Below are 25626 nucleotides of genomic sequence, written 5' to 3' on the forward strand. Positions count from 1 at the left end.
GGACGGATTCGAACCATCGAAGGCAGTGCCGGCAGATTTACAGTCTGCTCCCTTTGGCCACTCGGGAACCCCTCCAGAGGATTTTTATACTTAGTAAGATGTTTTCCCAACTCATCTCCCAAGTGCGGAGCGAATCATAGCAAACTCGCTCAGGCTGTAAAGCGTTTTTCTTACGTTTTTACGTTGAATGCTGTCTTTTTGGGCAAAGATGGTAGAAAGTCAGCGTTTTGTTTGTCCTTTGAACAGAAGAGAAGCGCGCTTTTTACTTGAATTTACACTACTTGACGTTAAACACCGTATCTACTGATAAACTGTAAGCAGTTTAATGACATAAGTTTATTCGTTTAGAAGTCAATATCATGAGCATGAAAGCCACGTTATCGTTATCTGTTTTAACGCTTTCTATATTACTGAGTTCTCCATCGGTTTGCGCTGCGATGCGAGGAGGCTCAGCGGTTACCGTTGTGACTGAACAAGTAGAAACGCACGAGATCAATCAATCCTTAACTCTTATCGGCAAATTAAAGGCAGCGGAGTCTGTGGTTGTCGCATCGGAAGTCGCCGGCAAAGTGAATCAAATCGCTGTTAAAGCGAATCAAAATGTCCAGCAAGACCAGCTATTAATTAAGTTAGATGACGATAAGGCTCAAGCCGCTTTGATTGAGGCAAAGGCGTACCTTAAAGATGAACAGCGTAAGTTAAAAGAGTTCCAACGTTTGGTTAAGCGGAATGCGATTACTCAAACTGAAATCGATGCACAAAAAGCCAGTGTTGAAATAGCACAAGCGAGGCTTGATGCTGCTCAAGCCAATTTAGCTGACCTCCATATTACTGCCCCATTTTCTGGCACTGTTGGTTTTATCGATTTTAGCCGCGGCAAAATGGTCAGTGCGGGTACTGAACTTTTGACGTTGGATGATCTTTCCGTCATGGAACTGGATTTACAAGTACCGGAGCGCTATTTATCGATGCTTTCTATTGGTATGGAAGTCATCGCTAAAACCAGTGCATGGGGTAGCCAGACCTTTACTGGTCAAGTCACAGGTATTGATACGCGGATCAGCGCCGAAACACTGAATCTTCGCGTGCGTATTGAGTTTGATAACCCAGAAAATCAATTGAAGCCGGGCATGTTGATGAACGCTTCACTAGCATTTCCTGCTATTAAGGCGCCAATCATTCCTGTTCAAGCACTTGAATACTCCGGAACTAAACGTTTTGTATATGTAATTGATGAAAATAACAAAGCTACTCGTCAAGAAGTGTCGCTAGGTGCTCGTGTTGGTAACGAGGTGGTGATCGAATCTGGTGTTGAGATTGGTGACAAGATTGTGGTTCAAGGCATTGTTAACATGCGTGATGGTGTCGAAGTGAAAGAAATTGTCGCGCCACTAAAAGCGAACACCACGGATGTGACACGCAATGACAGTGAATCGGATGAGGAAGAAAACTAATGTTACTGTCCGACGTTTCAGTTAAACGCCCTGTCGCGGCGTTGGTTCTGAGCATGCTGTTGTGTGTGTTTGGCTTTGTGTCATTCACCAAATTAGCCGTTCGTGAAATGCCTGATATAGAAAGCCCAGTCGTTTCTATCAGTACGCGTTATGAGGGTGCATCGGCGACTATTATTGAAAGCCAAATTACCTCTGTTTTGGAAGACCAGCTTTCTGGGATCAGTGGAGTTGATGAAATTAGCTCCACTACTCGTAACAGCATGTCGCGTATCACGATCACGTTTGAGTTAGGTTACGATCTCAACACAGGTGTGAGCGACGTGCGTGATGCCGTAGCTCGTGCTCAGCGCTCGCTACCTGATGAAGCGGATGACCCTATTGTTTATAAGAACAATGGCTCGGGAGAGGCGTCGCTCTACATCAATCTCAGTTCTGCAGAGATGGACCGTACTCAATTAACCGATTATGCCGAACGTGTATTGATGGACCGCTTTAGCCTGATCTCTGGGGTTAGCTCCATTGATCTCTCCGGTGGTTTGTACAAGGTCATGTACGTGAAGCTTAAGCCAGAACTAATGGCTGGACGTTCAGTTACAGCTTCGGACATTACATCAGCTTTACGAAGTGAGAACCTAGAAAGCCCAGGTGGTGAAGTTCGCAACGACTCAACAGTAATGTCCGTGCGTACGGCTCGTACTTATAACACGCCTGAAGATTTTCAATATCTTGTCATTAAACGCGCAAGCGACAATACACCTATCTATTTAAAAGATGTAGCAGATGTCTTCATTGGTGCAGAAAACGAAAACTCAACCTTCAAAAGTGATGGTGTAGTAAACATCAGTCTTGGTGTGGTACCGCAGTCAGACGCAAACCCGTTAGAAGTAGCGAAGCTGGTTAGGTCTGAAGTCGATAACATCCAGAAGTTCTTACCAGAAGGTACACGTCTTGCGATAGATTACGACGCGACAGTGTTTATCGAGCGTTCAATCGAAGAGGTGTACAGCACGCTATTTATCACGGGCGGCTTGGTGATTTTGGTATTGTACATTTTTATCGGCCAAGCTCGTGCAACCTTAATTCCTGCGGTTACGGTACCTGTTTCTCTGATTTCTTCGTTCATTGCCGCGTACTACTTTGGGTTTTCTATCAACTTGATCACCTTGATGGCGTTGATATTATCGATTGGTTTGGTGGTGGATGACGCAATTGTGGTTGTAGAGAATATCTTCCACCATATTGAACGCGGTGAATCGCCATTACTCGCCGCATATAAAGGCACAAGAGAGGTTGGTTTTGCTGTTATAGCAACAACATTAGTGCTGGTGATGGTGTTCTTACCGATCTCTTTTATGGATGGCATGGTAGGTCTACTATTTACAGAGTTTTCTGTATTGCTGGCTATGTCGGTCATATTCTCCTCTTTGATTGCCCTGACGCTGACTCCTGTATTAGGTAGTCAGATTTTGAAAGCGAATGTAAAACCAAATCGATTCAATGAAGCGGTTGATCGCTTGTTTAGCAAGCTTGAGAGTGGCTATCGCGCATTATTGAAAGGTGCATTGAAAGTACGTTGGGCTGCTCCGCTGGTGATTCTAGCTTGTTTGGGCGGTAGCTATTTCTTGATGAATCAGGTACCGGCCCAGCTGACCCCACAAGAAGATCGCGGTGTGATATTCGCGTTTGTGCGCGGTGCAGACGCTACGTCATACAATCGTATGTCAGCCAATATGGATATTGTCGAAGACCGATTGATGCCATTACTAGGGCAAGGTTATCTGAAGTCATTCAGCATCCAAACGCCAGCGTTTGGTGGCCAGGCAGGAGACCAGACAGGCTTTGTGATCATGATTCTAGAAGATTGGAACGAACGTGATATCACGGCTCAGCAAGCCCTTAACAAAGTACGGAAAGAATTGGCAGGTATCCCAGATGTTCGAGTGTTCCCATTTATGCCAGGTTTCCAAGGTGGTTCGAGTGAGCCAGTTCAGTTCGTATTAGGCGGCTCTGATTACGATGAGCTCGTTGTTTGGGCTGAAATGCTAAAGAACAAAGCAGAAGAATCACCAATGATGGAAGGAGCAGAGATAGATTACTCGGAAAAAACGCCTGAGTTATTGGTTACAGTTGACCGACAGCGTGCCGCAGAGCTAGGAGTCAGTGTTAAAGACATTTCTGACACCCTAGAAATCATGCTCGGTGGTAAAAGCGAAACGACTTATGTTGAACGTGGCGAAGAGTACGATGTGTATCTTCGCGGTGATGAAAATAGCTTTAATAATGCTGCAGATTTAAGTCAGATTTATCTGCGCACGAATAGCGGTCAGCTAGTGACGTTAGATGCGGTCACAAAAATTGAAGAAGTGGCGGCCTCTATTCGTCTTTCTCACTACAACAAACAGAAGTCCATCACTATTACTGCCAACCTGTCGGAAGGTTATACATTAGGAGATGCGCTGAATTACCTAGACCAGGAAGCCATCGACAACTTACCGGGTGACATTTCGGTGAGTTATTCGGGGGAGTCGAAAGACTTTAAAGAGAACCAAGCGAGTGTTGCTGTTGTGTTTGCATTGGCACTACTAGTGGCGTATCTCGTGTTGGCGGCTCAGTTTGAAAGCTTCGTAAACCCGTTAGTGGTCATGTTTACGGTGCCGATGGGTGTATTTGGTGGCTTCCTTGGTTTGGTTATTATGGGCCAAGGTATGAATATTTATAGCCAGATCGGCATGATCATGTTGATTGGTATGGTGACGAAAAACGGTATTTTGATCGTAGAATTTGCCAATCAGCTACGTGATCGTGGCGTTGGGTTTGAAAAAGCGATCATTGATGCAGCTGCGCGACGTCTACGTCCAATCTTGATGACTGCGTTTACCACACTTGCTGGCGCAATTCCGTTGATAGTATCGACAGGGGCGGGTTATGAGAGCCGTATTGCCGTGGGTACGGTAATCTTTTCCGGGATGGGGTTTGCGACATTGGTGACCTTGTTTGTTATCCCGGCAATGTACCGATTGATTTCGGCGAAAACACAAGCACCAGGTCATGTAGAAGCAGAGTTAAAAAAAGCAATTAGCCATGATACGAAGGGCCGTATAGCGCACCCTTAAATCAAACGTTAAAACATAAAAGCCGAGGTAATAACCTCGGCTTCTCTTTATCGGTTTAAAGTTAGCTCGGAAGCGTTCGATTAGAAGCGTTTCCCTAGGCTGATTTGTACACCTTCGTAGCTGTCGTAAAAATCTTCAAAACCCATATCCGCGACATTATAAATGTACTCTGCGCGTAACCAGATATCTGTACTCATATCCCAATGGACACCAGCACCGATGTTGAATAGTGCGCCTGAATCATCTGTGACTTTTTGTTCGTTTGGTACGTACATTTCGGCTTGAGTGCCAAGCGCTGTTACGCGACCGAATAGTGATAGTGGCGTATCGCCTAAGTCATCACTCGTTACAACAGCAGACATACCTGCTTGGTAATAGTGAAGATCTAAGTCAGTTTTTAGAGCATCGTTCTTAAGTTCATTTTGTGAATAGCGCAGAACCCCTTCAAACGCGAGGTATTGGTTTACATGGTAACCCCAGCCAACTGTGATATGTGGTGTTGACCACTCATTGTCTCTATCCGAGCCGAAATACGGTGTATCAAAACCAACGTTACCAGTACCCAGATAAAAATAAGATTGATGAGCTTGTTCTTGAGCAGCTAAAGTTGGCACGCTAATGGTCAAGGCAGACAATAATAGAATGGCGTTTTTCATAACTAGACGATAACCTTGGTAAAAGACCGTTGTAATGATTTGTTTAAATGTTAATTTAATCAATAGGATGGATGGTAATTATCATATCAGCTTTTATCAAAGGTAGTGATTTTAGAATGGGAATTGTTGCGCTAAAGCATACTTATTACTCATGACTACCGACTAACTAGATATGGTGACGAAAGCTAGCTAAAGAAGAGAGAAGGAAAGTGGCTGAATTCAAATACAAAAACTTGACTCAAGAAGAACAAGATAAGTTAGACGCGGCGACATTTCGCCGTTTATTGGCGCATTTAGATGCCAACAAAGACGTACAAAACATCGACCTGATGATCCTTGCGGGCTTCTGTCGCAACTGCTTTAGCAAATGGTATAAATCTGAGGCTGAAAATCTCGGTTTGGATTTAGATATTGATGACGCTCGCGAACGTGTTTACGGCATGACTTACGATGAATGGAAACAAAATCATCAACCAGCGGCAACGCCAGAACAATTGGCTGCGTTTGAAGCGCGCCAGAAAAAGTAAAACCCAACGATAAAAACAGCCCGCATGAAGTTGGGCTGTTTTTTAAAGTCCAGTTTGCACGTTAAGCGTTAGTTGAGCCGCAACAAGCTGGCTCAACGCAACCTTTTGCTTGAATGACTTCGAGTTGAGCTAAGTAAGGTTGAATATCGCCGATGTTCTCTTTTACCCATGTTAAGTCATAATACGTATCTAGGTAACGCTCTCCAGAATCACATAGAAGCGTCACGATAGAACCCTTCTCACCGCGTTGTTTCATCTCACAAGCCAATTGCAGCACACCGTAAAGATTGGTGCCTGTTGATGCGCCGACTTTACGCCCAATCAGCTGAGATACCCAATGGGCGGTTGCCACACTGGCTGCGTCTGGAATTTTGCGCATTTCATCAATGACACCAGCAATAAAACTTGGTTCGACACGTGGTCGCCCGATACCTTCAATTTTGCTGCCAGTATCGCCTTTCAATGAGTGATTTCCTGACTGGAAAGCATCGTAAAACACTGAGTTTTCAGGGTCTACCACGCAAAGCTTAGTGTCGTATTTTTGGTAACGAATAAAACGGCCAATGGTTGCTGATGTGCCGCCTGTTCCAGGACTCATCACTACCCAGCTAGGAATCGGGTGATCTTCTAACTCCATTTGGCTAAAGATAGAGTTCGCGATGTTGTTGTTACCGCGCCAGTCAGTAGCACGTTCAGCATAAGTAAACTGGTCCATGTAGTGACCATTTAGCTCTTGAGCCAAGCGTCGAGACTCGTCATAAATCTGATCTGATCGTTCAACAAGGTGCGCTTTACCACCGTAAAATTCAATTTGTTCGATCTTTTTACGTGCAGTGGTTTTCGGCATAACAGCAATGAACGGTAAGCCAAGTAAACGCGCAAAATACGCTTCCGAAACGGCAGTGCTGCCTGAGGACGCCTCGATTACAGTGGTTTCAGGACCAATCCATCCATTACAAATAGCATAAAGAAACAATGAGCGCGCCAATCGATGCTTAAGAGAGCCTGTAGGGTGCGTACTCTCATCTTTTAGATAGATATCGATACCATCAAGAGAAGGTAGTTCGAGTTTAAATAAGTGAGTATCAGCAGAACGTTGGAAGTCTGCTTCAATTTTACGCACTGCATTGTTGATCCAATTGTGGTCAGTACACATGGCGTCTCTCCTTGGGAAATCGATAGATAAGTATTAGATAGGGATAATTTATCTATAATTTCCGAGAAAAACTTTGCTATTGTTACTCTTAATGAAGATACCTGTAGAAAAATTTTCTACATTTTATGGGTTTTATAGAAATGAGCTTAGATCGAATAGATAAGCAGCTGCTTGCTTTACTACAAACCGACAGCACCTTGTCATTAAATGACGTGGCTGAGCGAGTCAATCTTACTACAACACCATGCTGGAAGCGCTTGAAAAGGTTGGAAGAAGAGGGCTACATCGAAAAACGCGTGGCGTTGTTAAGTGCAGAAAAGCTCGAGCTATCTTTCATTGCATTTGTTCAGTTAAAAACGATTGATCATTCCGAAGGTTGGTATCACCATTTTGTTACAACTGTGAGTGACTTTCCTGAGGTAATGGAGTTTTATCGTATGGCTGGCGAGTATGACTACATGATGAAAGTACTAGTCAAAGATATGAAGTGTTTTGACGAATTCTATAAGCGGTTAGTTAATAGTGTAAAAGGGCTATCTAATGTGACTTCAACATTTGCTATGGAGTCCATTAAATACACAACAGAGTTACCAATCCTAAAATAACTCGCCCTATAAGAATTCTATCTAATGTTAATTCTACCTTTTAGTATTTTAAATGTTAAAAGGTAGTTTGATTATGCTTTTAAAACTATTTCCTGCCAGATTTTTACAAATATAAACGATATTTATTCTCTCTTCTATTTTTCATTAACTATTTGTTTTTACAGTCCATTAATCCTATACATCATAATGAAAGAAAAAATAACGCAATTTTTTCTCTTTCTTTTTCATGTTTTATTTTATTGAATATTAATTTTTACTAAATTAATGGAAGAGTTTGATTTAAACGTTTGCTTTTTGTGTTTTCATGTAATTTGGTCGCTATTTTTGAGTATTTGTTTTTAGGATTAATACAGTAGCAATTACTTAAGTAATAAAGTACTCAAAAATGGGGATAGTGATTAATAAAACATCGTATTATTATCGCCCCATCTTGTATGTAACAAAGTATTACTAAAAATGAACAGAAATTACTATTTGCTTTTTCTCGCAGCTTTACTCGCTGGCTGTGGCGGTGGGGGAGACTCTAAGCCGAACAATACGAAGACACCAACTACGGTAACAAAGCAGAACCGTCCGCAATTAAAAGTGGAAGACACGGTGTTGAAGTTTGAAGGAGTGGGAACGGTTACTGAAGCAAAACTGAGCAATGTACATGGGTCGGTATCTTACCAAGTCATTGACTCTAATCCGCCAAATGTCGTGAAAATTAATGACTCAGGAATACTACAAATTCTGCGCCCAGGAACGGCGACGATTCTTGCTACAGATAGTAGCTCTGCTTATGAATCTTCTGAAGCAAGATTTTCTGTCACTGTAGAGCGAGGCATCAATACTGAACTTTCAGTGAGTGATCTGAATTTCAATGCGATTGAGTCAGAAGGAAAAGCGTTGATCGTCCGTGGCCAAAAAGGCGAACTGAGTTATGAGGTAGAAAGTGGTCATAACTTGATTCGTGTTGATGAGAACGGTTCGGTATATTCATTAGGTTCAGTTGGTCAGGCATCGGTGCTGATTACCGATTCAGGTAACGACTTTTACTTGCCGAAACAAGTTCGCGCTACGGTTAAACTGCATGCAGTAGCTCCGGGGCAATTACAGTTCGCTTTGCTTGAAGACGAGTATCGAGAAGGGTTGACGTTAGAACCAGTGCGTTTAGATAAAGCTCAAACGCAACGTATTTCTTACAAAATCATAAATAGCGTACCAGACAGCAAGGTGGCCGAGTTGCTAGACCCTGAAACGGGTTTGCTTCTTGTTCATAATGTTGGGCAATTAACGGTTGAAGCGACAGCAACTTACAGCGACGCGTTTCTGGATAAACAGCAAACAGCGCAATTTTTTGTGGATGTAAAACAAGGCAAGCGTCAAGAAATCAGCGCAGCGGATATCGTCACAACTTATGAGGAAGGTGGACGAATTTTCCCTAAGGTGACGAACGCCTACGGTGACTATGAGCTGAGAATCATTCGTGGTGAAGACGTTGTTGCTAAAACAGAAAATGGTGAAGCATTACTGATCAAAGGTGTTGGTGCTGCTGAAGTGGAAATTTACGAGCATGATATGCGTAATTATCCTGCAAGCAAAACTCGTTTTGATCTTGAAGTTAATCGCGCGCCTCATCCCGTTATAAAAGACATTGAAATGCCGCTTACCTATCAACCAAATCTTTCAATCCCTCTGGCGTTTAAAGGGCAAAAAGGTAACGTAAATCTAGTTAGCAGCTTACCTAATGGCTTACGAATGACTGACGGCAAGTTGGAGGTAGTGACTGCGGGTGAGTACGGCCTTAAGTTTGAAGACGATGGTGGGGAGTTCTACCAACCTATTCAATTTAATGTCGTCATTAAAGTTGCAAAGGCTGAAGGCCAACCGATGGCAACGCACGATTATGACGTTGTATACAGCAACAAATACAGTTTTGATCTTCACCGTGATTTTGGTTTGAGTGCTGACGAGCAAATTGAGATTGTAGATAACACCGCACCAGATGTTGTCGGTGGTTTGAGTGAAGGACGTCTCCATGTGTATAAAGCGGGTAAAGCGACGCTAACTGTGCGCAGAAAAGAGAGCGCGAATTATACTGTTGGTCCTGATCAAAAAGTCTATGTGACAATTCTGAGTGCGCCGAGCCGAATTGAAGTTCAATCCGATGTGGAAGAGATTTGGAAGGTTGGCCAAACATTTGTTGCGCCGAAAATCTCTGGTACGGTTGGAGAAGTTACGTACCGATTTGCAGACAACGCTGCAACAGATGTGGTTTCCTTAAACAGCCAAACGGGTGCCATGCAAATTCTTAACGCGGGTAGCACAAAAATTATTGTTTCGGATGCGGGGGACGACAAAGTGGATCCGGGTGAAAGTAGTTTCTCGGTCACGATTAAACAAGGCACAAACCCTGTATCGGTTACTTACCCAACGGTAGAATTCTCCGCTGGTAGTGTTATCTCACCAGTGATGAGTGGTGGGACTGCGAAGGCAAGTTACCGTCTTATTAACCAAAAAGACCCTGTGGTCGAGCTAGTTTCTCCTGATACAGGGCGTTTGAAAATCCTGCATGCAGGCACGTACCAATTAGAGGTTACTCTTACTGGGCGCAACTACAAAGCTAAAACAATCGTCGTAAATGGCACTATTAACAAAGCGAATCACCCTGGTTTAAGTGCTTCTACAATGAAGGTGGAATTTGAACCATTTAAAAAGGTTAAGCTAGACTTTGGTACACCAATAGGAAACCGCAGCTATCAAATATCCAGCTCAACAATTAAAGGAGTCGCTTCATTAGATGTTGATAAGGAAGAGCTGACGTTACTTGACCTCCCACCAGTAAAAAGACGTTGGGTTTCTCTCGACGTTTCGGAAGGAGAATCTCGAGATTACAAAGCGTTGGAAAGTAAGAAAGTCCAGCTGTATCTAAGCTTTGCAGATGAAGGTGTTGCGGATCAATATACATTGCTTGAAACTGAACAAACAGTATTGTTTAGCACGCTAAATGCACGTGAGTTTTCTAACTTAGAAGAAAGTGAGTTTGGTTTGATGAACGTTCGTTCAGTGCGTGAGCCAACGGACGAAGAATTGAAATTATACGGCAAAGGTAAGATTGCACTACTTGCATTCAAGCCGGTGGGTAACGATGACCAAACTCTAATAAAAGGAGCGTGGGTACACTTAGCTCGATTTGATGGATGTACATCAGAGCTGTTCGAAGATGATCTCAAGCCTTTTGAAGCAATTGACTATGATGACCCAGGGTACTGCACCAGCGGCAGCACGATTCGTATGACTCGGTTCTTAATAATTGATGACTCGAAGATGGAAAAGGTAGAGTATGAGTTAGTAGCACCTGTGATTACTTATCGTCGTGGGGTTCGTGAATTTTTAGCAACGAATAAAGGTGGATTCTATGCCGACCCAAATGTCATTTACGGGAAAGGCGAATATGGTTACCCGAAATCACTTTACGAATGGTCGGTTGTTAACATGAAGTATCAACCAAATTAATCATCGTTTGATACCCATTAAAAAAGGAGTGCGGAACAGCACTCCTTTTTTCGTCTAGCGAACACGAGCTATTTCGTGTAGCGCATCACCCCTTCTTGCACGGCGGTCGCCACTAAGTGACCTTGCTGGTTGTATATTTCGCCACGGACCAACCCACGAGTATTGCTCGCCGTTGGGCTCTCTATCGCATATAGAAGCCATTCATCCATCTTAAACGGGCGATGGAACCAGATAGAGTGGTCAATGGTGGCCACTTGAAAGTTAGGCGTCATTAATGAGACTTCATGTGGATGCATTGCTGTTACAAGGAATCCCCAATCGGATGCGTAGGCCAGAAGGTACTGGTGAATTAGCTGATTCTCTGGCATTTCACCATTAGCACGAATCCAAAGGTACTGTTTGGGTTCTGCTTTTTTGGGCTTCAAAGGGTTGATAACCGTAACGGGGCGAGTTTCGATTGGCTTTTCCCCGCAAAATGTTTTGCGTAAGCGTTTGGGTAGAAATTCTGCAATATGGCTTGCGAGCTCACTCTCTGAGGCAAAGTTTTCTGGACCAGGGATATCTGGCATTTCTTTTTGATGATCAAACCCAGGTTGATCGCCATGGTAGGATGCGGTTAGGTAAAAAATAGGGCGTCCATTTTGAATTGCCTTTACGCGTCTAGTGCTAAAGCTACGGCCATCTCTCAGATTTTCTACGTCATAAATAATAGGTTTTTCTGGATCGCCAGGGTACAAAAAATAGCTATGGAAGGAGTGTACCGTGCGTGTTTCTTCAACGGTGTAGCGCGCAGCAGAAAGTGCTTGCCCAATTACTTGACCGCCATAAACTTGAGGCAAACCTAGGTTTTCACTTTGGCCACGAAACAAGCCTTCTTCTAATTTTTCGAGTTGTAGTAGGCTGAGCAATTCTCGTAGTGGTTTACTCATTGTGTCTCCTCACCGTTGTCTTTCATTCCAAGTTACCTCAACAGCCTCACTCTTGTGAAGTGGCATAGTTAAGAACTATTGAGTAACTTAGAAATAGTATTGTTCCAATTATGAAACAAAATCAATTGTTTGATAAATTCTAACTCAGTCAAACTATTGTCAAATAAAGTGACAGGAAGCAGACAGTTTTATATTCCACACCTATAATTGCTTCGGTTTAATGCTCTTTTCGAGGAATATATGAAAAAAACACTACTACTTGTTACTTCTCTACTCTTTGGGGCTGCGTTAGTGGGTTGCCAAACTTCTCAAAATACAGAAATGGAATCTACAGAAGCGTCAATGAAGACGATTACAGGTACAGTGGCTTATCGCGAGCGGATTGCCTTGCCACCAAACGCAGTGGTTACTATTGCGTTAGAAGATGTGTCCTTGGCGGATGCGCCAGCAAAAGTGTTGGCGAAACAGACATTCGAAACAGAAGGTAAGCAAGTTCCTCTTTCTTTTGAGTTGAGTTACGACAGCAATGAAATCAAACCAAACCATCGTTACAGCGTTCGTGCTCGCATTGAGGTAGATGGAAAGCTGCGTTTTATCAGCGACACACATAACGGTGTTATTACAGATGAAGCACAAACTCACCAATTAGATATTCGTCTAGTTGGAACACGTTAATACGACGTACTGAGAACAAAAAATGGCAGCTTAAGGCTGCCATTTGTATTTTTTAAGTGAAGTTTTGCCAACTTCCGATACTTCAATCCCTTCTGCTTCTAATTTCTTTTTTTGTCGCTCTAAGTCTCTGCCTTTTAAAGATATTTTTCCTTGGCTATTTACCACTCTAAACCAGGGGAGTTTACTGCCTTCTGGTAAGTTGCCCAGTGCTTTACCAACATGTCTCGCATAGCCCGGATAACCGGCCATTTTGGCAATTTCCCCATAGGTGGAGACTTTTCCTTTTGGAATTTGGTGAATTACAGCAAAGATTTGCGCTAAAAATTGGTCCATACTCAAAAGTGTCTATTTTGGGTTACTAAGGAATGGTAAACCATTGGACTTGTATATTGCTAACGGTTCTTAACCCTTGTGTTGCCAGCGACTCACTTTGAAGAATTACATTTTCTGTTCTTTAGTGTCGTTGGTTGATGAGCCTTAAACAGCATGAAGCAAACGCAAGCTAAGCTTGAATCTAGACCCTCTCAACGACTTTCAATCCCAGTTTTTGCCGTTGAGTTACCAAGTAGGTGGGGAAGCCAGGAGGCGCTATGATTTTATCGACACTTCAATTTTTCGTTACGACCTTACTCGCTGTTGTCTGTGTTCGGGCGATGAGTTTGAGCGAGGGTGACATTCCCGTTCTTGCACTTATGATCCCCGCGCTGTGGGTTCTGCCACAAGGTGGGTTCGCTGGCTTAGTATTGCTGGGCGCGATGATGGCTTTTGGTGCGACACTCTCAATGCAGCCAATTGCTTTGTCGGTTGGTGTTTTGATCCTTTTCCCACTTTTAATGGTGGTATTTTCTCGTAGAAGCTCTTTAGGTGTGTTGCTCACCGCTGGTCTTATTGTACTTACACTGCAAGTTGGTCTTATGGTCACACAGCAAGGCGGTAAGCTGGATGGTTCTGCTTGGGTTACAGTGGTTCAAACCATTGCGGTTATGGCGATGTGGTGGTCGGCTGCGCATTGGACGCCATCCAATAAACACAGCTGGTGGCCGTTGTTTTTGTTGCTCCCATTGTGGATTGCAGGCCTACCGTACGCCGTTCTTATGGCGTTAAGTTTGACGGGAATGTTAGCGTCAATGGAAGCACTTGCGAAGCTTCAACATACCATTCGTTGGAGCAAATTATTATGTTGGACATTGCCGACTGTGGGTTTTGCCGCTTTAGTCGTCAGCCCGACCACGGATGTGCCAAACCCTGTTTTCGTGGTTTGGATCTGTTTGTTAGGGACGGCTTGGATGACTGACTATATTTTACGTAGTAGCGATGAACAGGCTGAATTATGAGTTTTTAGTCAGGTAAAAAGTGACATGTGCGGCAGAGTATCGAATTGGTTGTGGAACAAAATGGAGATTAGTATATGTTCTTCATTTCATATTTACTACACTTCCAATAATAATAACCACAATATAAGTGGTTGATTTAAGATAAGTTTGTCATGACAACTTTTGCTCGAACACTGTTGCTTTTTGCATGTTGCCTCTTGAGTTTGAATGTAAAAGCCGAAGCCCCTTTAATTGCTCATTATAAAGTCGCGACTGAAGCGGATGATGTCGTCACTCGTGTTCTTTTCAATGCTGCTTCAAAGGAGTTTGGCTTTACCGTTCAATACGTGAACTACTCCAGCTTTGATGCCATTCTAAATTCAGTAGCGAATGGGGAAGCGGACTTTGCTGCGAATATCACTTACACACAAGAACGTGCTCAACGTTTTAGTTATTCCCGCCCAACAAATATCGAATATACCTACCTCTTTGGTTTAAAAGATTCGACGTTGAGTGACATTTCGCGTGTTGGCGTCCCCAAAGATACAGTTTATGCCCAATTACTTAAACAACACTACCCTGAGCTAGAACAGATCTCTTATCAAGGTCACGAACAAGCAGTAACACTGCTACGTTCAGGTGCTGTGGATGGCGTTGTCGATGCCATTAACCAGCTCAAGCCGATGCTGATGGAGGGGTTTGACGCCAAGATGCTCAATGATCAGATTTCGATAAAGCCCGTATCCATCATCAGTAAAAAAGATCATCATCTTGAAGAGTTGGACACGTTCGCTACGTTTATTCACGGGGAAGCGGTGCAAAAGCAGCTTCGCGAAGAAATTTCCCAGTATCAATTTGAATTAAGGCGAGCAGCGTTGCGTGATTCTATTCGTTTATTACCCCTTGATTTTAATGAACCAATACGGATTAAGCTCGAATCTATCTTTCCATATGTTGTATACAACGCAGATGGTAGTGTCGAAGGGATGACGGCTGATGTAGTCCTGGGAAGCTGTGAGATCTTGGCTTTAAACTGCTTGATCATTAGTGAGCCTGGTGAAAGCTGGGGTTCTATGTACCATGAGTTTATCCAAGGTAATTTCGAAATTTTGGCGCCGTTAACGGTCAGCCGTGAGCGGCGCGCATTTAGCTACTTTCCAAAGCCCCATTACGCGCCAGCATCGGTGATGGTCAAGCGTTTAGGTTACAAACCGAGCACATACTCTCATGTTTCACAGTTGATATCTGAGCGGATTGGCGTAGTTAAGGATGACTTTTTCGATCAAATGATGACGCAACTGTTACCGCTAAAAGAACTCAAACGTTATCGTACCCAACAAGAGCTCATTCAGGGGCTACTAAATGAAGAAGTCGATTACATTCCGATGGATACGGCGATGCTCAATCATTTTTTACGTCTCAGTGAATTGGTTCCGATAGAGCAGGATACCGCTATTGGCGAGTTTTATGAGTCACAACTCTCTGTTGGATTGGTCGCGAATGAAAAAGGAGCCATGCTTGCGCCTTTCTTCAGTCGAGCGATAGCGATGTTAGAAGTTGATAAGATCATTGCTCAGTACGATGTACGCCCAGATTGGCGTACCGCACTTGAATATGAGATTCGATTAGCGACGCAAACACAAGCTGTGTTTATCTTTGTATTATTGTTTGCTATTTGTGTTTCGCTTTATCTTTACCGTCAATCGAACACTGACAACTTAACAGGGTTAAGGAATCGTCGTGCGTTGCAAGTAAAGTATCGAAAAGGAGTAAACAAAGATCTATCCATACTTTACTTAGACATTAATCATTTCAAACGAATCAATGACACTTATGGTCATCGCGCTGGGGACGAAGTTTTACAACTACTGGCGCTAAAAATTCATTATGTCTGGTCGGGAAGATGTTATCGAATTGGAGGGGATGAGTTCATATTACTGGGTTATCCTACGCAAGCCGAGTTAACTAGAGCAATGAGAGAGCTCAGTAGAATCGATGTGAAAGGCAAATTATGTAGTGATTTGGAGTCTATAAGTATCTCTATTGGTTTCTCTGCAAAAAGGGAACGGCACATGAGCTTAGAGCAAGCGATGCATTTGGCTGATGAAGACATGTACATGAGTAAGCAGTCCTCACGGCACGACTCCTCTTATCGTGACTGCACGGTTTCATCATAAAGGAATGAATTGATCGAGTTTTGTTCAAACGGTAATGAAATGATGAAATTCAAGGTTTTTGCTCTTGCATTATGAGAGCTGATACTGAATAATCGCCCCATCGATTGAGGCAAGACCTCTCGAAAAGAATTATGGGGCTCTGGTCCTCTCGCAACAATAGCTCGTGAACTCGGTCAGGTCCGGAAGGAAGCAGCCGCAGCGTGTGACTTGTGTGCCGGGATGTGGCTGGGGTCCCACCCTTTGAAAGCCCTGCGTTATCGCAGGGCTTTTTTCGTTTTTGAGCCTTCTTTTATTTTGGCTACGCTTGGTGTTCAACGTCTTCTGATGATCAAGCTTCTTGAGGTTATTTAGGTATAATTTATAATCTCATCCGCTTGATACCGAACTGTCGTGAAGATTGTTTAGGGTACGCTCGCCGAATAACCATTTTCACCTGGGATACTTTAATGATTTCAAAAAACCAATTAAAACTGCTTCGTGCTTTAGGTCAAAAGAAACAGCGTAAAGCGCATGGCTTATTCCTAGTTCAGGGTGAAAAGAACGTACTAGAGCTAGCAAGTAGTTCATTGAAGGTGAAGCAGGTTTTTGCAACAGCGGCATTTCTCGAACAAAATGCTAGTACGCTAAATCGTTTTGATTGTGTTGAAGCATCGCTTGATGAATTGACCAAAGCGAGCACGCTTGTGAGCAATAATGCGGCCATTGCTGTGGTTGAAATTCCGAGTGTAAAAGAGCCTCAAGCGAAAGGCTTGATGATTGCGCTAGATGGTGTATCCGACCCTGGTAATCTAGGTACGATTATTCGTGTTGCAGACTGGTATGGCATCAAGCACATTATTGCGAGTACAGATTGTGCTGATCCTTATAATCCTAAAACGATCAGTGCGACCATGGGCAGCTTTGGCCGCGTACAAGTGAGTTTGGTGGATTTGCCAAGTTACTTGGAACACGCCAAATTGCCAGTATATGGCGCGTTTTTGGAAGGAGAGAGCGTTCATAAAACGGATTTCGCTGCTGAAGGTATTTTGTTGATGGGCAGCGAATCTCATGGTGTGCGCGAAGCCGCAGCAAAATTCGTGACAGATAAAATCACGATTCCGGCGTTTGGCGGTGCCGAATCACTGAATGTCGCGATGGCGACTGGCATTATTTTAGACAACATGCGCCGCCAACATAGCTAACGCAACAATTACTTAATAACAAAGCCAGTCAATTTGACTGGCTTTGTTGTATTTATTGCCTAGAAAAATCAGCCTGGCTGAATCTTGCGTTTAACGAAATACAGTGAATGTTGTTCGGTGAGTTAATTTTGTTTTAGTTCAATAGGCTGTGCCTATAAATAAAATTACTCCTTTCCATTTAGTAAAATCAGGAAATTAGGCGACACTTATCTAAAGGCCGCAATAAAATGCCCTTAAGGAGATAAGAATGCATTCATTAAAAGTAAAAGATTACATGACGTTGCAAGCGGTGACTTTCACGAAAGATATGTCACTTTCGGCAGCTTTAAACAAAGTAATGCAAAGTGTCACACTAGGTGGCCCTGTCATTGATGAAAATGAAAAAGTGGTTGGGTTTTTATCGGAGCAAGACTTATTAGATAAGTTGGTGAAAGCAAGTTATCACTGCCAAGATACACATACGGTACAAGAGTGTATGCATGATGATGTCTTATCTGTTTCTCCAGAAATGTCAGTAATTGAACTGGCTGACATGATGAAAGTTGGAAAGCCGAAAATGTATCCAGTGGTGGATGGCAAAGGTAAGTTGGTTGGTGTTATCACAAGAAGAGACGTGCTGCGTGCCATAGGAATGACATTAAATGAGTGCTTTAAGCATCCCGTTTAACCTCTCTGTTTAAACTTTACGGAATATTGCTTTTAAACTGGTTTGGAAAGACGCTTCGGCGTCTTTTTTATTTTCTATCGCCGAACTGTACAAATTTATCTTGACCTTGGAGCTTACTCTAAGGTTTATCCTTAGCAATAGGTAAATCACCGATACCAATAAGGAAAAAATTATGTGTACAAAACATCAAGGTTGCCAATCTAGCAAAATCAAAACTGCGGTGCCGCTTGGTGCAAGCGAGTCATGCTGTGCGCCAGTAAAATCTTCGCTCAATATCTCTCAGGCCAGTGTTGATGTTTCTGAAAGCTCTTGCTGTAGTGGAGGAGGCTGCAGCGTTGACACAGGCGAGGAAGACGATCCCACAAGGGAGAGTAATTCCTCCGTTCGGAACGCTTGGCTTGTGTCAGGTATGGATTGCCCATCTTGTGCGCAAAAGCTTGAGAAAGCCATTACGTCTTTACAAGGCGTCAGCCAAGCCAAGGTTTTGTTTGCAACAGAAAAACTGGTCGTCGATTTTGATGGTCTAGAGCTGATAGCTACGATAGAGCAGACAGCCCAAAAAACGGGTTTCCCGCTCTCTTCACTTGATGCTCCAAAACCAAGCACTACAAAGAAAGGCTGGCTTGGCGTCATAAGAGACAACATCCAAATTCTCTCGATTGCTGGTGCAATGGCTACTGCGGCAGTAATTTCTAAGATCGACCCTCAAATAAGCGCTTGGTTATTCACTTTGACGTGTTTACTTGGTTTATACCCAATCGCGCTCAAAGCATTTAAGTTGGCGCGTAGCGGTACGCCTTTTGCGATTGAAACGTTAATGAGTGTAGCGGCGCTCGGCGCTTTATATTTAGGTGAAACCGCCGAAGCCGCAATGGTGTTATTGCTTTTCCTTATTGGTGAAAAGTTAGAAGCATATGCATCATCTCGCGCGCGAAGCGGTGTCCAGGCGTTAATGGACTTAGTCCCAGAAAATTCAATTTTAATTATTGATGGAGAGCGTAAAGAAGTACCAGCTGCTCAGCTTAAACCAGGGGATATCATAGAAGTCGCACCTGGAGGTCGTTTGCCTGCCGACGGTGTTTTGCAAGATGCGCTTGCGAGTTTTGACGAAAGTGCGTTAACGGGAGAATCTGTTCCCGTTGAACATCAAACCGGTGGCAAAGTGATGGCCGGGGCTGTGGTTGTCGATAAAGTGGTTCGCTTACAGGTGACTTCCCGTCAGGGCGAGAATGCGATAGACCGAATTCTTCATTTGATTGAAGAAGCCGAATCTCGTAAGGCACCATTAGAACGCTTTCTTGATAAATTTAGCCGTTGGTATACGCCGCTAATGATGCTGGTGTCTCTGATGGTTATCGTTACGCCGCCATTACTATTTGCCCAACCGTGGGAAACGTGGATCTATCGAGGACTCGCCCTTCTGTTGATTGCTTGTCCATGTGCATTAGTAATTTCAACGCCTGCGGCGATCACTTCTGGCTTGGCGGCAGCGGCTAAGCGGGGCGCATTGATCAAAGGTGGTGCGGCGCTTGAGTTGCTTGGCAAGGTTGAGTCTGTCGCATTTGATAAAACTGGGACACTGACGCAAGGTAAACCAGAAGTGACCGACGTCTTTGCTTTTGATATGGATGAAGACAAGTTACTTAGCCTAACTGCGTCAATCGAGATTGGTTCAAGTCATCCTCTAGCGGTTTCTTTAGTTACCAAAGTGCAAGAGCAGGGGCTTACTATTCCTGAAGCGTTGGATAAAACCGCGCAAGTAGGCTCTGGTGTCACAGGTTACGTCGATGGAAAAATGGTCCAAGTGGTCACGCCTTCAAAGGCAGACTTTCCACTTTCTCAACAAGCCAAAGAGCAAGTGGTTACGTTGGAACAACAAGGTAAAACGGTTGTCATTGTGCGTTTCGATGACGAGGTCATTGGCGTGATCGCATGGCAAGATACATTGCGCTCAGATGCCCAGCAAGCCATCGCAATGTTGAAGGAACTTGGGGTCACGTCGGTGATGCTAACGGGTGACAACCCGAGAAGTGCAGAAGCAATGGCAAATAGAATAGGCTTGGATTATAAAGCGAGTTTGTTACCTGCAGACAAGGTGCATTACGTCGAGAAGCTATCACAACAACATACCGTTGCGATGGTGGGAGACGGTATCAATGATGCTCCAGCCATGAAAGCTTCGAGTATCGGCATTGCGATGGGAGGCGGTACGGATGTTGCACTCGAGACTGCTGATGCGGCGTTAACACACAACCGTTTGATTGAGCTACCTGCCATGATAGAACTGTCGCGTGCGACGCTAAGTAACATTCGTCAGAATGTCGCGTTAGCGCTAGGTTTGAAAGGTGTATTCTTAGTGACAAGTTTACTTGGTGTAACTGGGTTGTGGGTTGCTGTATTAGCCGACAGTGGTGCAACAGCACTGGTGACATTGAATGCGTTGAGATTACTTCGTTTTGAGTCCAAGCAGATCAAATAACTGACCTAACCATTGATCCCACTCATTAATAGCCCGAGGCATTCGTGTATCGGGCTTTTTTTAACCGTATTCACCTGATGCGATCAGACGTTTTTCTCGTCCTTGAAATCACGCATTGCTATGCAACAAAATGATCTAACGCCCCTTAAAGTGTGATCAATGCCAGTTTTGTTTGAAATTTCATTTTCATTACATTTTGTGATTGTGATTGTGATCACTCTATGTTGGTGAAAGGTTCGCTACAGTGCATCTGTACCCAATAACTGATTAATGAGCTTATTGTTCATAAAATAAGCCACAATAAGGAGCGACTTATGTCTCAAGCTGTATTCCATTTAGGTGTTACTGAAGCTGATCTTAATGGTGCGACTCTAGCGATCATTCCTGGTGACCCAGCGCGTGTTCAAAAAATCGCAGAACAAATGGAAAATCCAGTATTTCTAGCAAGCCATCGTGAATACACGCTATACCGTGCAGAGTTAGACGGTAAACCTGTTGTGGTTTGTTCTACAGGTATTGGTGGTCCTTCTACCTCTATCGCAGTTGAGGAATTGGCACAGCTTGGTGTTCGTACTTTCCTACGTGTTGGTACAACGGGTGCAATTCAACCACATGTAAACGTGGGTGACATGATCGTAACGACGGGGTCAGTTCGTCTTGACGGTGCGAGCCTACACTTTGCTCCTATGGAATTCCCAGCAGTTGCTGACTTTGAAGTAGCAACCGCAATGAAAGCAGCGGTAGAAGAGTCTGGCGCTACAGTTCACATGGGTGTGACTGCATCAAGCGACACGTTCTACCCTGGTCAAGAACGTTACGATACGTTCTCTGGTCGTGTTGTTAAGCGTTTCCAAGGCTCTATGCAAGAATGGCAAGACATGGGCGTACTTAACTTCGAGATGGAGTCTGCAACACTGCTAACAATGTGTGCGAGCTCTGGTTTAAAAGCGGGTTGTGTGGCTGGTGTTATCATCAACCGTACACAAAAAGAGATTCCAGATCATTCAACTCTGAAAGAAACGGAAGCGCGTTCAATTAAAGTGGTTGTAGAAGCAGCGCGTAAAATGCTTTAAGCCTCTATAGTTGGCATTTAAACAAACAGAAAAAACCAGAGGCTAACCTCTGGTTTTTTTCTACTTATAGAAATGCGTACAGCTAAAATTTAGGTATAAAAAAAGCAGCATTAATGCTGCTTTTTATCGTTGTGAATTTTAGCTTTTCTTAATGGCACTATATCTCGTCTGAACCGCCCGCGTCTTTAAACCAAGCCGTTAAGTGCGTTCTTAAATCTTTAAGCTCATCAGGGCCAATCAGGGCTAGCCCTAAGTCTTCAGCACGAGTAATGTCATTGTGACGAAGAGGACGGAAGCTCACCAACATTGCGCGCGCTTGCAAGCCACCTAATAGATCGCGAAGCGATTCTAACTTATATAAAGTATCGTCGCCGTCATCTCTCATGCCTTTGGTTTTGCACTCGATGATGTGCAGCTTGTTGTTTACAACTGTTGCGACATCTAACTCATTGCGTACTTCACTTTCACCAAGTTTACGATAAACCTGAACATTTAACGATCGATCTTGGATCGTCGGCATGGTGTCTTGGATTTGCTTCACGGTGCTGTGAACCAAAGTTTCTAACCACTCACCGTTTGAAAAGCGTCGAGCATCTTCATCTGCAAACGTTAAAACGCCATTCTCATAGGTGGCGATTTCTGCTTCTACTAAATCTGAAAGCAACATGTTGAGCTCACGGTAGCCCTGCTGTTTTTCGGAGAGCTCGACATCAAGCTTTTGTTCTTTGCGGCATGTGGTTGCAAGGTAGTTAAGTGTTGCTAGACCTGGCCCAAGCTCAAGCGCATTTGAGGCCCATCGTTCACCAAGTTCATACAATTTTTTATCAAGAAGAGGTGGTAAATCAACGTGATTAAACTCGCCGCGTGCACCAAAGATAGTGAGGTAATCTGCAATCGTAATGTGATCTTCGACTTGGGTATCTTCTTTGCCATCAGGGTATAACCAACAAAGCTTATCGCTACTAGGCTCAACCACAAAAATTGGCCAGCGATAGGTACGGAAAACTTCGTACACCGACAACAAGCGATGACGAAGACCACAGCTCGCGTTCAATTTTACATCTTCGCCGCGTTCATGAAGGTCTTTTGCCAGTTTTTGAATTGCTTGTTTGATCAGAGATGTATTAACAGCGGATGGAATTTCAAAAAATTCAGAAGTAATTTCTCGTTGAGCTAAAACGGCACTCAGTCGGTCAAATATATCTAACTGGCTCTTGTCTCCGATGAAGACGATATGTGTGCTTAGCGTACGATTATCTAATAGAGGAGTGACCAATCTCACTGGGTCTTGGTCGATAATACCAACATGAACAGCCATAGATTTTCCTTTTTATGAGGCCGCTCGAAAAGAGTTGTGCAAGGGGATGAGCTGGCCTTATTAATCATATGTAGACATGGCCGACAAAAAACAAGGGCGACTTAACAAAAAGTCGCCCTTATACAGTTGATTGCACTAATTAATGCTCTTAGTTATAAAGTATTTATAACTTAAAGCGGTGGACCAATTCATTTTGCTGATGAGCCAAGTGGGTCAGTGATTCACTGGTTTGTGCGATACTCGACATGGCTTGGAAACTTTCATCGGCGATACTGTTGATATCTTCAATGCTGCGAGCAATGTCTGTTGATGTTTCACTTTGCTCTGCTGCTGCTTGTGAAATGTGCGTACTCATTTGGCTGATTTCGATGATTAGCGCCTGGATCTCTTCCATTGAGCTGTTCGCTTTTGATGCTTGCTCAACCGACATCTCCATATCGCTCATACAGCTTTGTATGACTTGGTTCGCCGATTGCGAGCTAGCTTGCAGATTACTGATCATGGATTCAATTTCAGTGGTTGATTGAGTCGTTCTTGATGCGAGTACTCGTACTTCATCTGCCACTACCGCGAAGCCGCGACCTTGTTCACCAGCGCGAGCCGCTTCAATTGCCGCGTTCAATGCCAGTAGGTTGGTTTGCTCCGCAATGTTGCGGATCACATCAAGGATAGACCCAATTTGACCACTCATTTTTTGTAGCTCAGAAACTGCGGAGACCGATTCGTTCAAACGTGTTTCTAGTTGATTAATGGTTGAGATATTACTGCTCATAACATTCCTACCTTCTTCAGAGGCAGATTCGACGCGTTGCACCATTTCTAACGAGCCTTGCGCACTTTGCGCGACTTCCTGCACTGAATGAGACATTTCTGTCATCGCGGTAGCGACGTTTGCTGTTTGTTCGCGTTGAGAGCTCAATTTAATTTGTGCTTGCGAAGAGGTGCGTTCGTTGGTTGTCGCGGTTGACGATAGGTTTTCTGACGCTTCGTTGAGTTTCACCAAGATCTCGTGAAGGTTGTCGGCGAGTGAGTTAATGTGTCCACTCACACGGCTGAATTCGTTGTTATAGCGAATGTCGATACGCTGTGTCATATCACCTTCAGTCAGGCCTTCTAACACTTTTAGAATACGAGTCAACGGCTCGCGAACGCTTTGTGCGATGTGGTAGCCAATCGCTGTCGCGAGTAAAACGACAATAACGCCAATGATGATGGCTTTCGTTACACCGGCCGAATATATGTCACCTGCATCTGCCAATGATTCATTGAGCTTATCTGTTGCGGTTGTCGTAAATTGCTCAAGAATCGCCATGGTTGAATCCACTTTATTTGCTAGGTTGGCGATATTGTTATACAAAGCGGCGCGAGCATTGAGGTAATTATTATGTTGGTCTAGCACACCGCCACGCATACCGACGTCACGAGTAAATTGCTCTACAGATTCGCCAAATGCTTTTTCTAGCTCAGGAAGCTGAGTCACCAACCCGCGGAATGCGTAATTCAAGTGCGTTACTGCTTTGCGGTTTTTAGCTACGGCTTGCGTAACAAACTCAGGGTTGGAACTGGCGAGGGCATCAGAGGTAATTACTTCGGCATCTTTTAACTTGATAAAGTAGCTCTTTGCCATGACTTTGACAGAAATGCTGGTTTGATCTGCCACATATTCTTTAAGACCAACCGACAGTTCGGTATTCAGTTTTTGGAAGCGGCGTGAGGATTTTTGCACTTCTTCTTGAGCCGCGAACATTGCTTCGTAGTTGTCCATGGCCTCTAGAGCTTCTGTAAAATAGCTCTGCTCTAACGTTTTTAACTGTGAAAACGGTTCGGCAAGAGAAGGGTAGGTTTGGCTTGCGGTTTTCAGTTGAGCCAATGTGGATTCGAAGCGCTGTTGAGATCTAGCAAATTCCTGACGCATTTCATCCATGCGTTGTTTATTCTCTGTCGTCAGGAAGTCTTTAAATGATTTGTCGGCAGAAAGCAGCTCAACACTGGTTTGATTAGATAACGATACCAACGGTAGGGATGATTTAGAAACCGTGCCAAATTTTCCGTGAATATCACTCATTCCTCCCATCATAATGGCAATTGTGACGGCAAATAGGATGATGATCAGTGCAAAGCCGGCATACATCCTTTTAATAACTGAACCTCGCATAAGTGAGCTTCCTCTCCCAAAAATAGACAAGCTACCCAAGCATTTTTGAGTTTACTTGGGTATAAAAATAATAATTGTCTTAAAAAAGTAACAAAATTCATTGGATTGTATTCAGTTTGTGACGCGCATTTTATGACGCATACGACAAAAAAAGCTTCGTTAATTAGCATTTGATTAATAATGTTAAGTGAACACTGTTTTTATTGAGCTCCGCTTTTGGTTGGCGCATACTAATTGGGGTCTAATTACGTTTATAAAATGGAGTCCTCATGGCGGAAGAAACGATCTTTAGTAAAATTATTCGCAAGGAAATCCCTGCCGATATCCTTTATCAAGATGATTTGGTGACTGCGTTTCGCGACATTAACCCTCGCACACCAAGCCATATTCTCATTATTCCGAATAAACTGATCCCAACAACGAATGATGTAGAAGCTGAAGATGAAGCAATGATGGGGCGTTTGTTCACTGTTGCTAGAAAGTTAGCGAAAGAAGAAGGTATTGCTGAAGACGGCTATCGCCTAATCGTTAATTGTAATCCACATGGTGGCCAAGAGGTTTACCATATTCACATGCACCTACTGGGCGGCCGCCCTCTAGGTCCAATGGTATTGAGCTAAGCTTTTAAAAGTGGGTGGCGATTCACCCAC

The 25626-nt window shown here is 43.7% G+C and carries 19 protein-coding genes, 1 tRNA gene and 1 other RNA gene; 14 read left to right on the top strand and 7 right to left on the bottom strand.

The annotated features are described in order from the left end of the window. Window positions 1-67, bottom strand: a tRNA-Tyr gene (locus R7040_RS00005). Window positions 68-359: 292 nt separating this feature from the next. Here R7040_RS00005 and R7040_RS00010 point away from each other — a divergent pair. Continuing rightward, window positions 360-1454: an efflux RND transporter periplasmic adaptor subunit gene (locus R7040_RS00010; protein ID WP_005378593.1), complete on the top strand. Its 1095-nt coding sequence runs from the start codon at window positions 360-362 to the stop codon at window positions 1452-1454. Continuing rightward, on the top strand, window positions 1454-4567 hold the full coding sequence (gene vmeF, locus R7040_RS00015) for a multidrug efflux RND transporter permease subunit VmeF (RefSeq protein ID WP_318081294.1): 3114 nt from the start codon (window positions 1454-1456) through the stop codon (window positions 4565-4567). The genes R7040_RS00010 and vmeF overlap by 1 nt, the downstream gene beginning before the upstream one ends. A gap of 80 nt (window positions 4568-4647) precedes the next feature. Here vmeF and R7040_RS00020 read toward each other — a convergent pair whose 3' ends face one another. After that, complete coding sequence (locus R7040_RS00020) at window positions 4648-5223, bottom strand: porin family protein (protein ID WP_033905033.1); 576 nt, start codon at window positions 5221-5223, stop codon at window positions 4648-4650. Window positions 5224-5432: 209 nt separating this feature from the next. On the opposite strand from R7040_RS00020, the gene R7040_RS00025 reads away from it, so the two are divergent. Next, window positions 5433-5750 (top strand): DUF1244 domain-containing protein, encoded by a 318-nt coding sequence (locus tag R7040_RS00025; protein WP_005378586.1) that lies wholly within the window; start codon window positions 5433-5435, stop codon window positions 5748-5750. Window positions 5751-5811: 61 nt separating this feature from the next. Here R7040_RS00025 and R7040_RS00030 read toward each other — a convergent pair whose 3' ends face one another. Then, complete coding sequence (locus tag R7040_RS00030) at window positions 5812-6906, bottom strand: PLP-dependent cysteine synthase family protein (protein ID WP_005389952.1); 1095 nt, start codon at window positions 6904-6906, stop codon at window positions 5812-5814. Window positions 6907-7046: 140 nt separating this feature from the next. Here R7040_RS00030 and R7040_RS00035 point away from each other — a divergent pair, with 140 nt between their 5' ends. Continuing rightward, on the top strand, window positions 7047-7511 hold the full coding sequence (locus R7040_RS00035) for an Lrp/AsnC family transcriptional regulator (RefSeq protein ID WP_025998626.1): 465 nt from the start codon (window positions 7047-7049) through the stop codon (window positions 7509-7511). A 456-nt stretch (window positions 7512-7967) separates the two neighbouring features. After that, on the top strand, window positions 7968-11009 hold the full coding sequence (locus R7040_RS00040; RefSeq protein WP_318081293.1) for a cadherin repeat domain-containing protein: 3042 nt from the start codon (window positions 7968-7970) through the stop codon (window positions 11007-11009). 68 nt (window positions 11010-11077) lie between these two features. On the opposite strand, the gene tesB is transcribed toward R7040_RS00040, so the two are convergent. After that, complete coding sequence (tesB, locus tag R7040_RS00045) at window positions 11078-11938, bottom strand: acyl-CoA thioesterase II (protein ID WP_005378575.1); 861 nt, start codon at window positions 11936-11938, stop codon at window positions 11078-11080. Window positions 11939-12178: 240 nt separating this feature from the next. On the opposite strand from tesB, the gene R7040_RS00050 reads away from it, so the two are divergent. Next, window positions 12179-12613 carry a YbaY family lipoprotein gene (locus R7040_RS00050; protein WP_005378572.1) on the top strand — a complete coding sequence of 145 codons (435 nt, stop codon included), beginning with the start codon at window positions 12179-12181 and terminating at the stop codon, window positions 12611-12613. 30 nt (window positions 12614-12643) lie between these two features. Here R7040_RS00050 and R7040_RS00055 read toward each other — a convergent pair whose 3' ends face one another. Then, window positions 12644-12946, bottom strand: a complete 303-nt coding sequence (locus R7040_RS00055) for a DNA base-flipping protein (protein ID WP_005378570.1) — start codon at window positions 12944-12946, stop codon at window positions 12644-12646. A 257-nt stretch (window positions 12947-13203) separates the two neighbouring features. Here R7040_RS00055 and R7040_RS00060 point away from each other — a divergent pair, with 257 nt between their 5' ends. The 7 genes from R7040_RS00060 (at window position 13204) to udp (ending at window position 21503) form a co-directional block, all read left to right on the top strand. After that, complete coding sequence (locus R7040_RS00060; RefSeq protein WP_005389942.1) at window positions 13204-13947, top strand: hypothetical protein; 744 nt, start codon at window positions 13204-13206, stop codon at window positions 13945-13947. A 152-nt stretch (window positions 13948-14099) separates the two neighbouring features. Continuing rightward, window positions 14100-16103 carry a GGDEF domain-containing protein gene (locus R7040_RS00065; protein WP_318081291.1) on the top strand — a complete coding sequence of 668 codons (2004 nt, stop codon included), beginning with the start codon at window positions 14100-14102 and terminating at the stop codon, window positions 16101-16103. A gap of 137 nt (window positions 16104-16240) precedes the next feature. Then, window positions 16241-16337: signal recognition particle sRNA small type (gene ffs / locus R7040_RS00070), an RNA gene on the top strand. Between the two features lie 212 nt (window positions 16338-16549). Further along, a complete protein-coding gene (locus tag R7040_RS00075) occupies window positions 16550-17284 on the top strand; it encodes an RNA methyltransferase (protein WP_064353734.1) in 735 nt (244 codons plus the stop codon). 247 nt (window positions 17285-17531) lie between these two features. After that, the gene (locus tag R7040_RS00080) at window positions 17532-17951 is read left to right on the top strand and encodes a CBS domain-containing protein (RefSeq protein WP_005378483.1); all 420 of its coding nucleotides are present in this window, start codon (window positions 17532-17534) and stop codon (window positions 17949-17951) included. A 172-nt stretch (window positions 17952-18123) separates the two neighbouring features. Further along, window positions 18124-20430, top strand: coding sequence for a zinc/cadmium/mercury/lead-transporting ATPase (locus tag R7040_RS00085; protein WP_017634749.1), 2307 nt, complete (start codon window positions 18124-18126; stop codon window positions 20428-20430). Window positions 20431-20744: 314 nt separating this feature from the next. Next, complete coding sequence (udp, locus tag R7040_RS00090) at window positions 20745-21503, top strand: uridine phosphorylase (protein ID WP_005378479.1); 759 nt, start codon at window positions 20745-20747, stop codon at window positions 21501-21503. A 157-nt stretch (window positions 21504-21660) separates the two neighbouring features. On the opposite strand, the gene R7040_RS00095 is transcribed toward udp, so the two are convergent. Together R7040_RS00095 and R7040_RS00100 are read right to left on the bottom strand one after the other, a co-directional pair. After that, window positions 21661-22821 carry a DUF1887 family protein gene (locus R7040_RS00095; RefSeq protein ID WP_318081290.1) on the bottom strand — a complete coding sequence of 387 codons (1161 nt, stop codon included), beginning with the start codon at window positions 22819-22821 and terminating at the stop codon, window positions 21661-21663. A 163-nt stretch (window positions 22822-22984) separates the two neighbouring features. Next, complete coding sequence (locus R7040_RS00100) at window positions 22985-24976, bottom strand: methyl-accepting chemotaxis protein (protein WP_170890541.1); 1992 nt, start codon at window positions 24974-24976, stop codon at window positions 22985-22987. Between the two features lie 269 nt (window positions 24977-25245). Here R7040_RS00100 and hinT point away from each other — a divergent pair, with 269 nt between their 5' ends. Next, window positions 25246-25596 (top strand): purine nucleoside phosphoramidase, encoded by a 351-nt coding sequence (gene hinT / locus R7040_RS00105; RefSeq protein WP_005378473.1) that lies wholly within the window; start codon window positions 25246-25248, stop codon window positions 25594-25596. Window positions 25597-25626 lie beyond the last annotated feature (30 nt).

The sequence above is a fragment of the Vibrio sp. 1069 genome, from assembly GCF_033340555.1.

Bases quoted from the DNA above. Each gene is read 5' to 3' on its own strand.
- hinT (WP_005378473.1), top strand. From the start codon at position 25,246: ATGGCGGAAGAAACGATCTTTAGTAAAATTATTCGCAAGGAAATCCCT.
- udp (WP_005378479.1), top strand. From the start codon at position 20,745: ATGTCTCAAGCTGTATTCCATTTAGGTGTTACTGAAGCTGATCTTAAT.
- R7040_RS00055 (WP_005378570.1), bottom strand. From the start codon at position 12,946: ATGGACCAATTTTTAGCGCAAATCTTTGCTGTAATTCACCAAATTCCA.
- R7040_RS00035 (WP_025998626.1), top strand. From the start codon at position 7,047: ATGAGCTTAGATCGAATAGATAAGCAGCTGCTTGCTTTACTACAAACC.
- tesB (WP_005378575.1), bottom strand. From the start codon at position 11,938: ATGAGTAAACCACTACGAGAATTGCTCAGCCTACTACAACTCGAAAAA.
- R7040_RS00065 (WP_318081291.1), top strand. From the start codon at position 14,100: ATGACAACTTTTGCTCGAACACTGTTGCTTTTTGCATGTTGCCTCTTG.
- R7040_RS00060 (WP_005389942.1), top strand. From the start codon at position 13,204: ATGATTTTATCGACACTTCAATTTTTCGTTACGACCTTACTCGCTGTT.
- R7040_RS00075 (WP_064353734.1), top strand. From the start codon at position 16,550: ATGATTTCAAAAAACCAATTAAAACTGCTTCGTGCTTTAGGTCAAAAG.
- vmeF (WP_318081294.1), top strand. From the start codon at position 1,454: ATGTTACTGTCCGACGTTTCAGTTAAACGCCCTGTCGCGGCGTTGGTT.
- R7040_RS00010 (WP_005378593.1), top strand. From the start codon at position 360: ATGAGCATGAAAGCCACGTTATCGTTATCTGTTTTAACGCTTTCTATA.
- R7040_RS00040 (WP_318081293.1), top strand. From the start codon at position 7,968: ATGAACAGAAATTACTATTTGCTTTTTCTCGCAGCTTTACTCGCTGGC.
- R7040_RS00095 (WP_318081290.1), bottom strand. From the start codon at position 22,821: ATGGCTGTTCATGTTGGTATTATCGACCAAGACCCAGTGAGATTGGTC.
- R7040_RS00020 (WP_033905033.1), bottom strand. From the start codon at position 5,223: ATGAAAAACGCCATTCTATTATTGTCTGCCTTGACCATTAGCGTGCCA.
- R7040_RS00085 (WP_017634749.1), top strand. From the start codon at position 18,124: ATGTGTACAAAACATCAAGGTTGCCAATCTAGCAAAATCAAAACTGCG.
- R7040_RS00100 (WP_170890541.1), bottom strand. From the start codon at position 24,976: ATGCGAGGTTCAGTTATTAAAAGGATGTATGCCGGCTTTGCACTGATC.
- R7040_RS00030 (WP_005389952.1), bottom strand. From the start codon at position 6,906: ATGTGTACTGACCACAATTGGATCAACAATGCAGTGCGTAAAATTGAA.
- R7040_RS00080 (WP_005378483.1), top strand. From the start codon at position 17,532: ATGCATTCATTAAAAGTAAAAGATTACATGACGTTGCAAGCGGTGACT.
- R7040_RS00050 (WP_005378572.1), top strand. From the start codon at position 12,179: ATGAAAAAAACACTACTACTTGTTACTTCTCTACTCTTTGGGGCTGCG.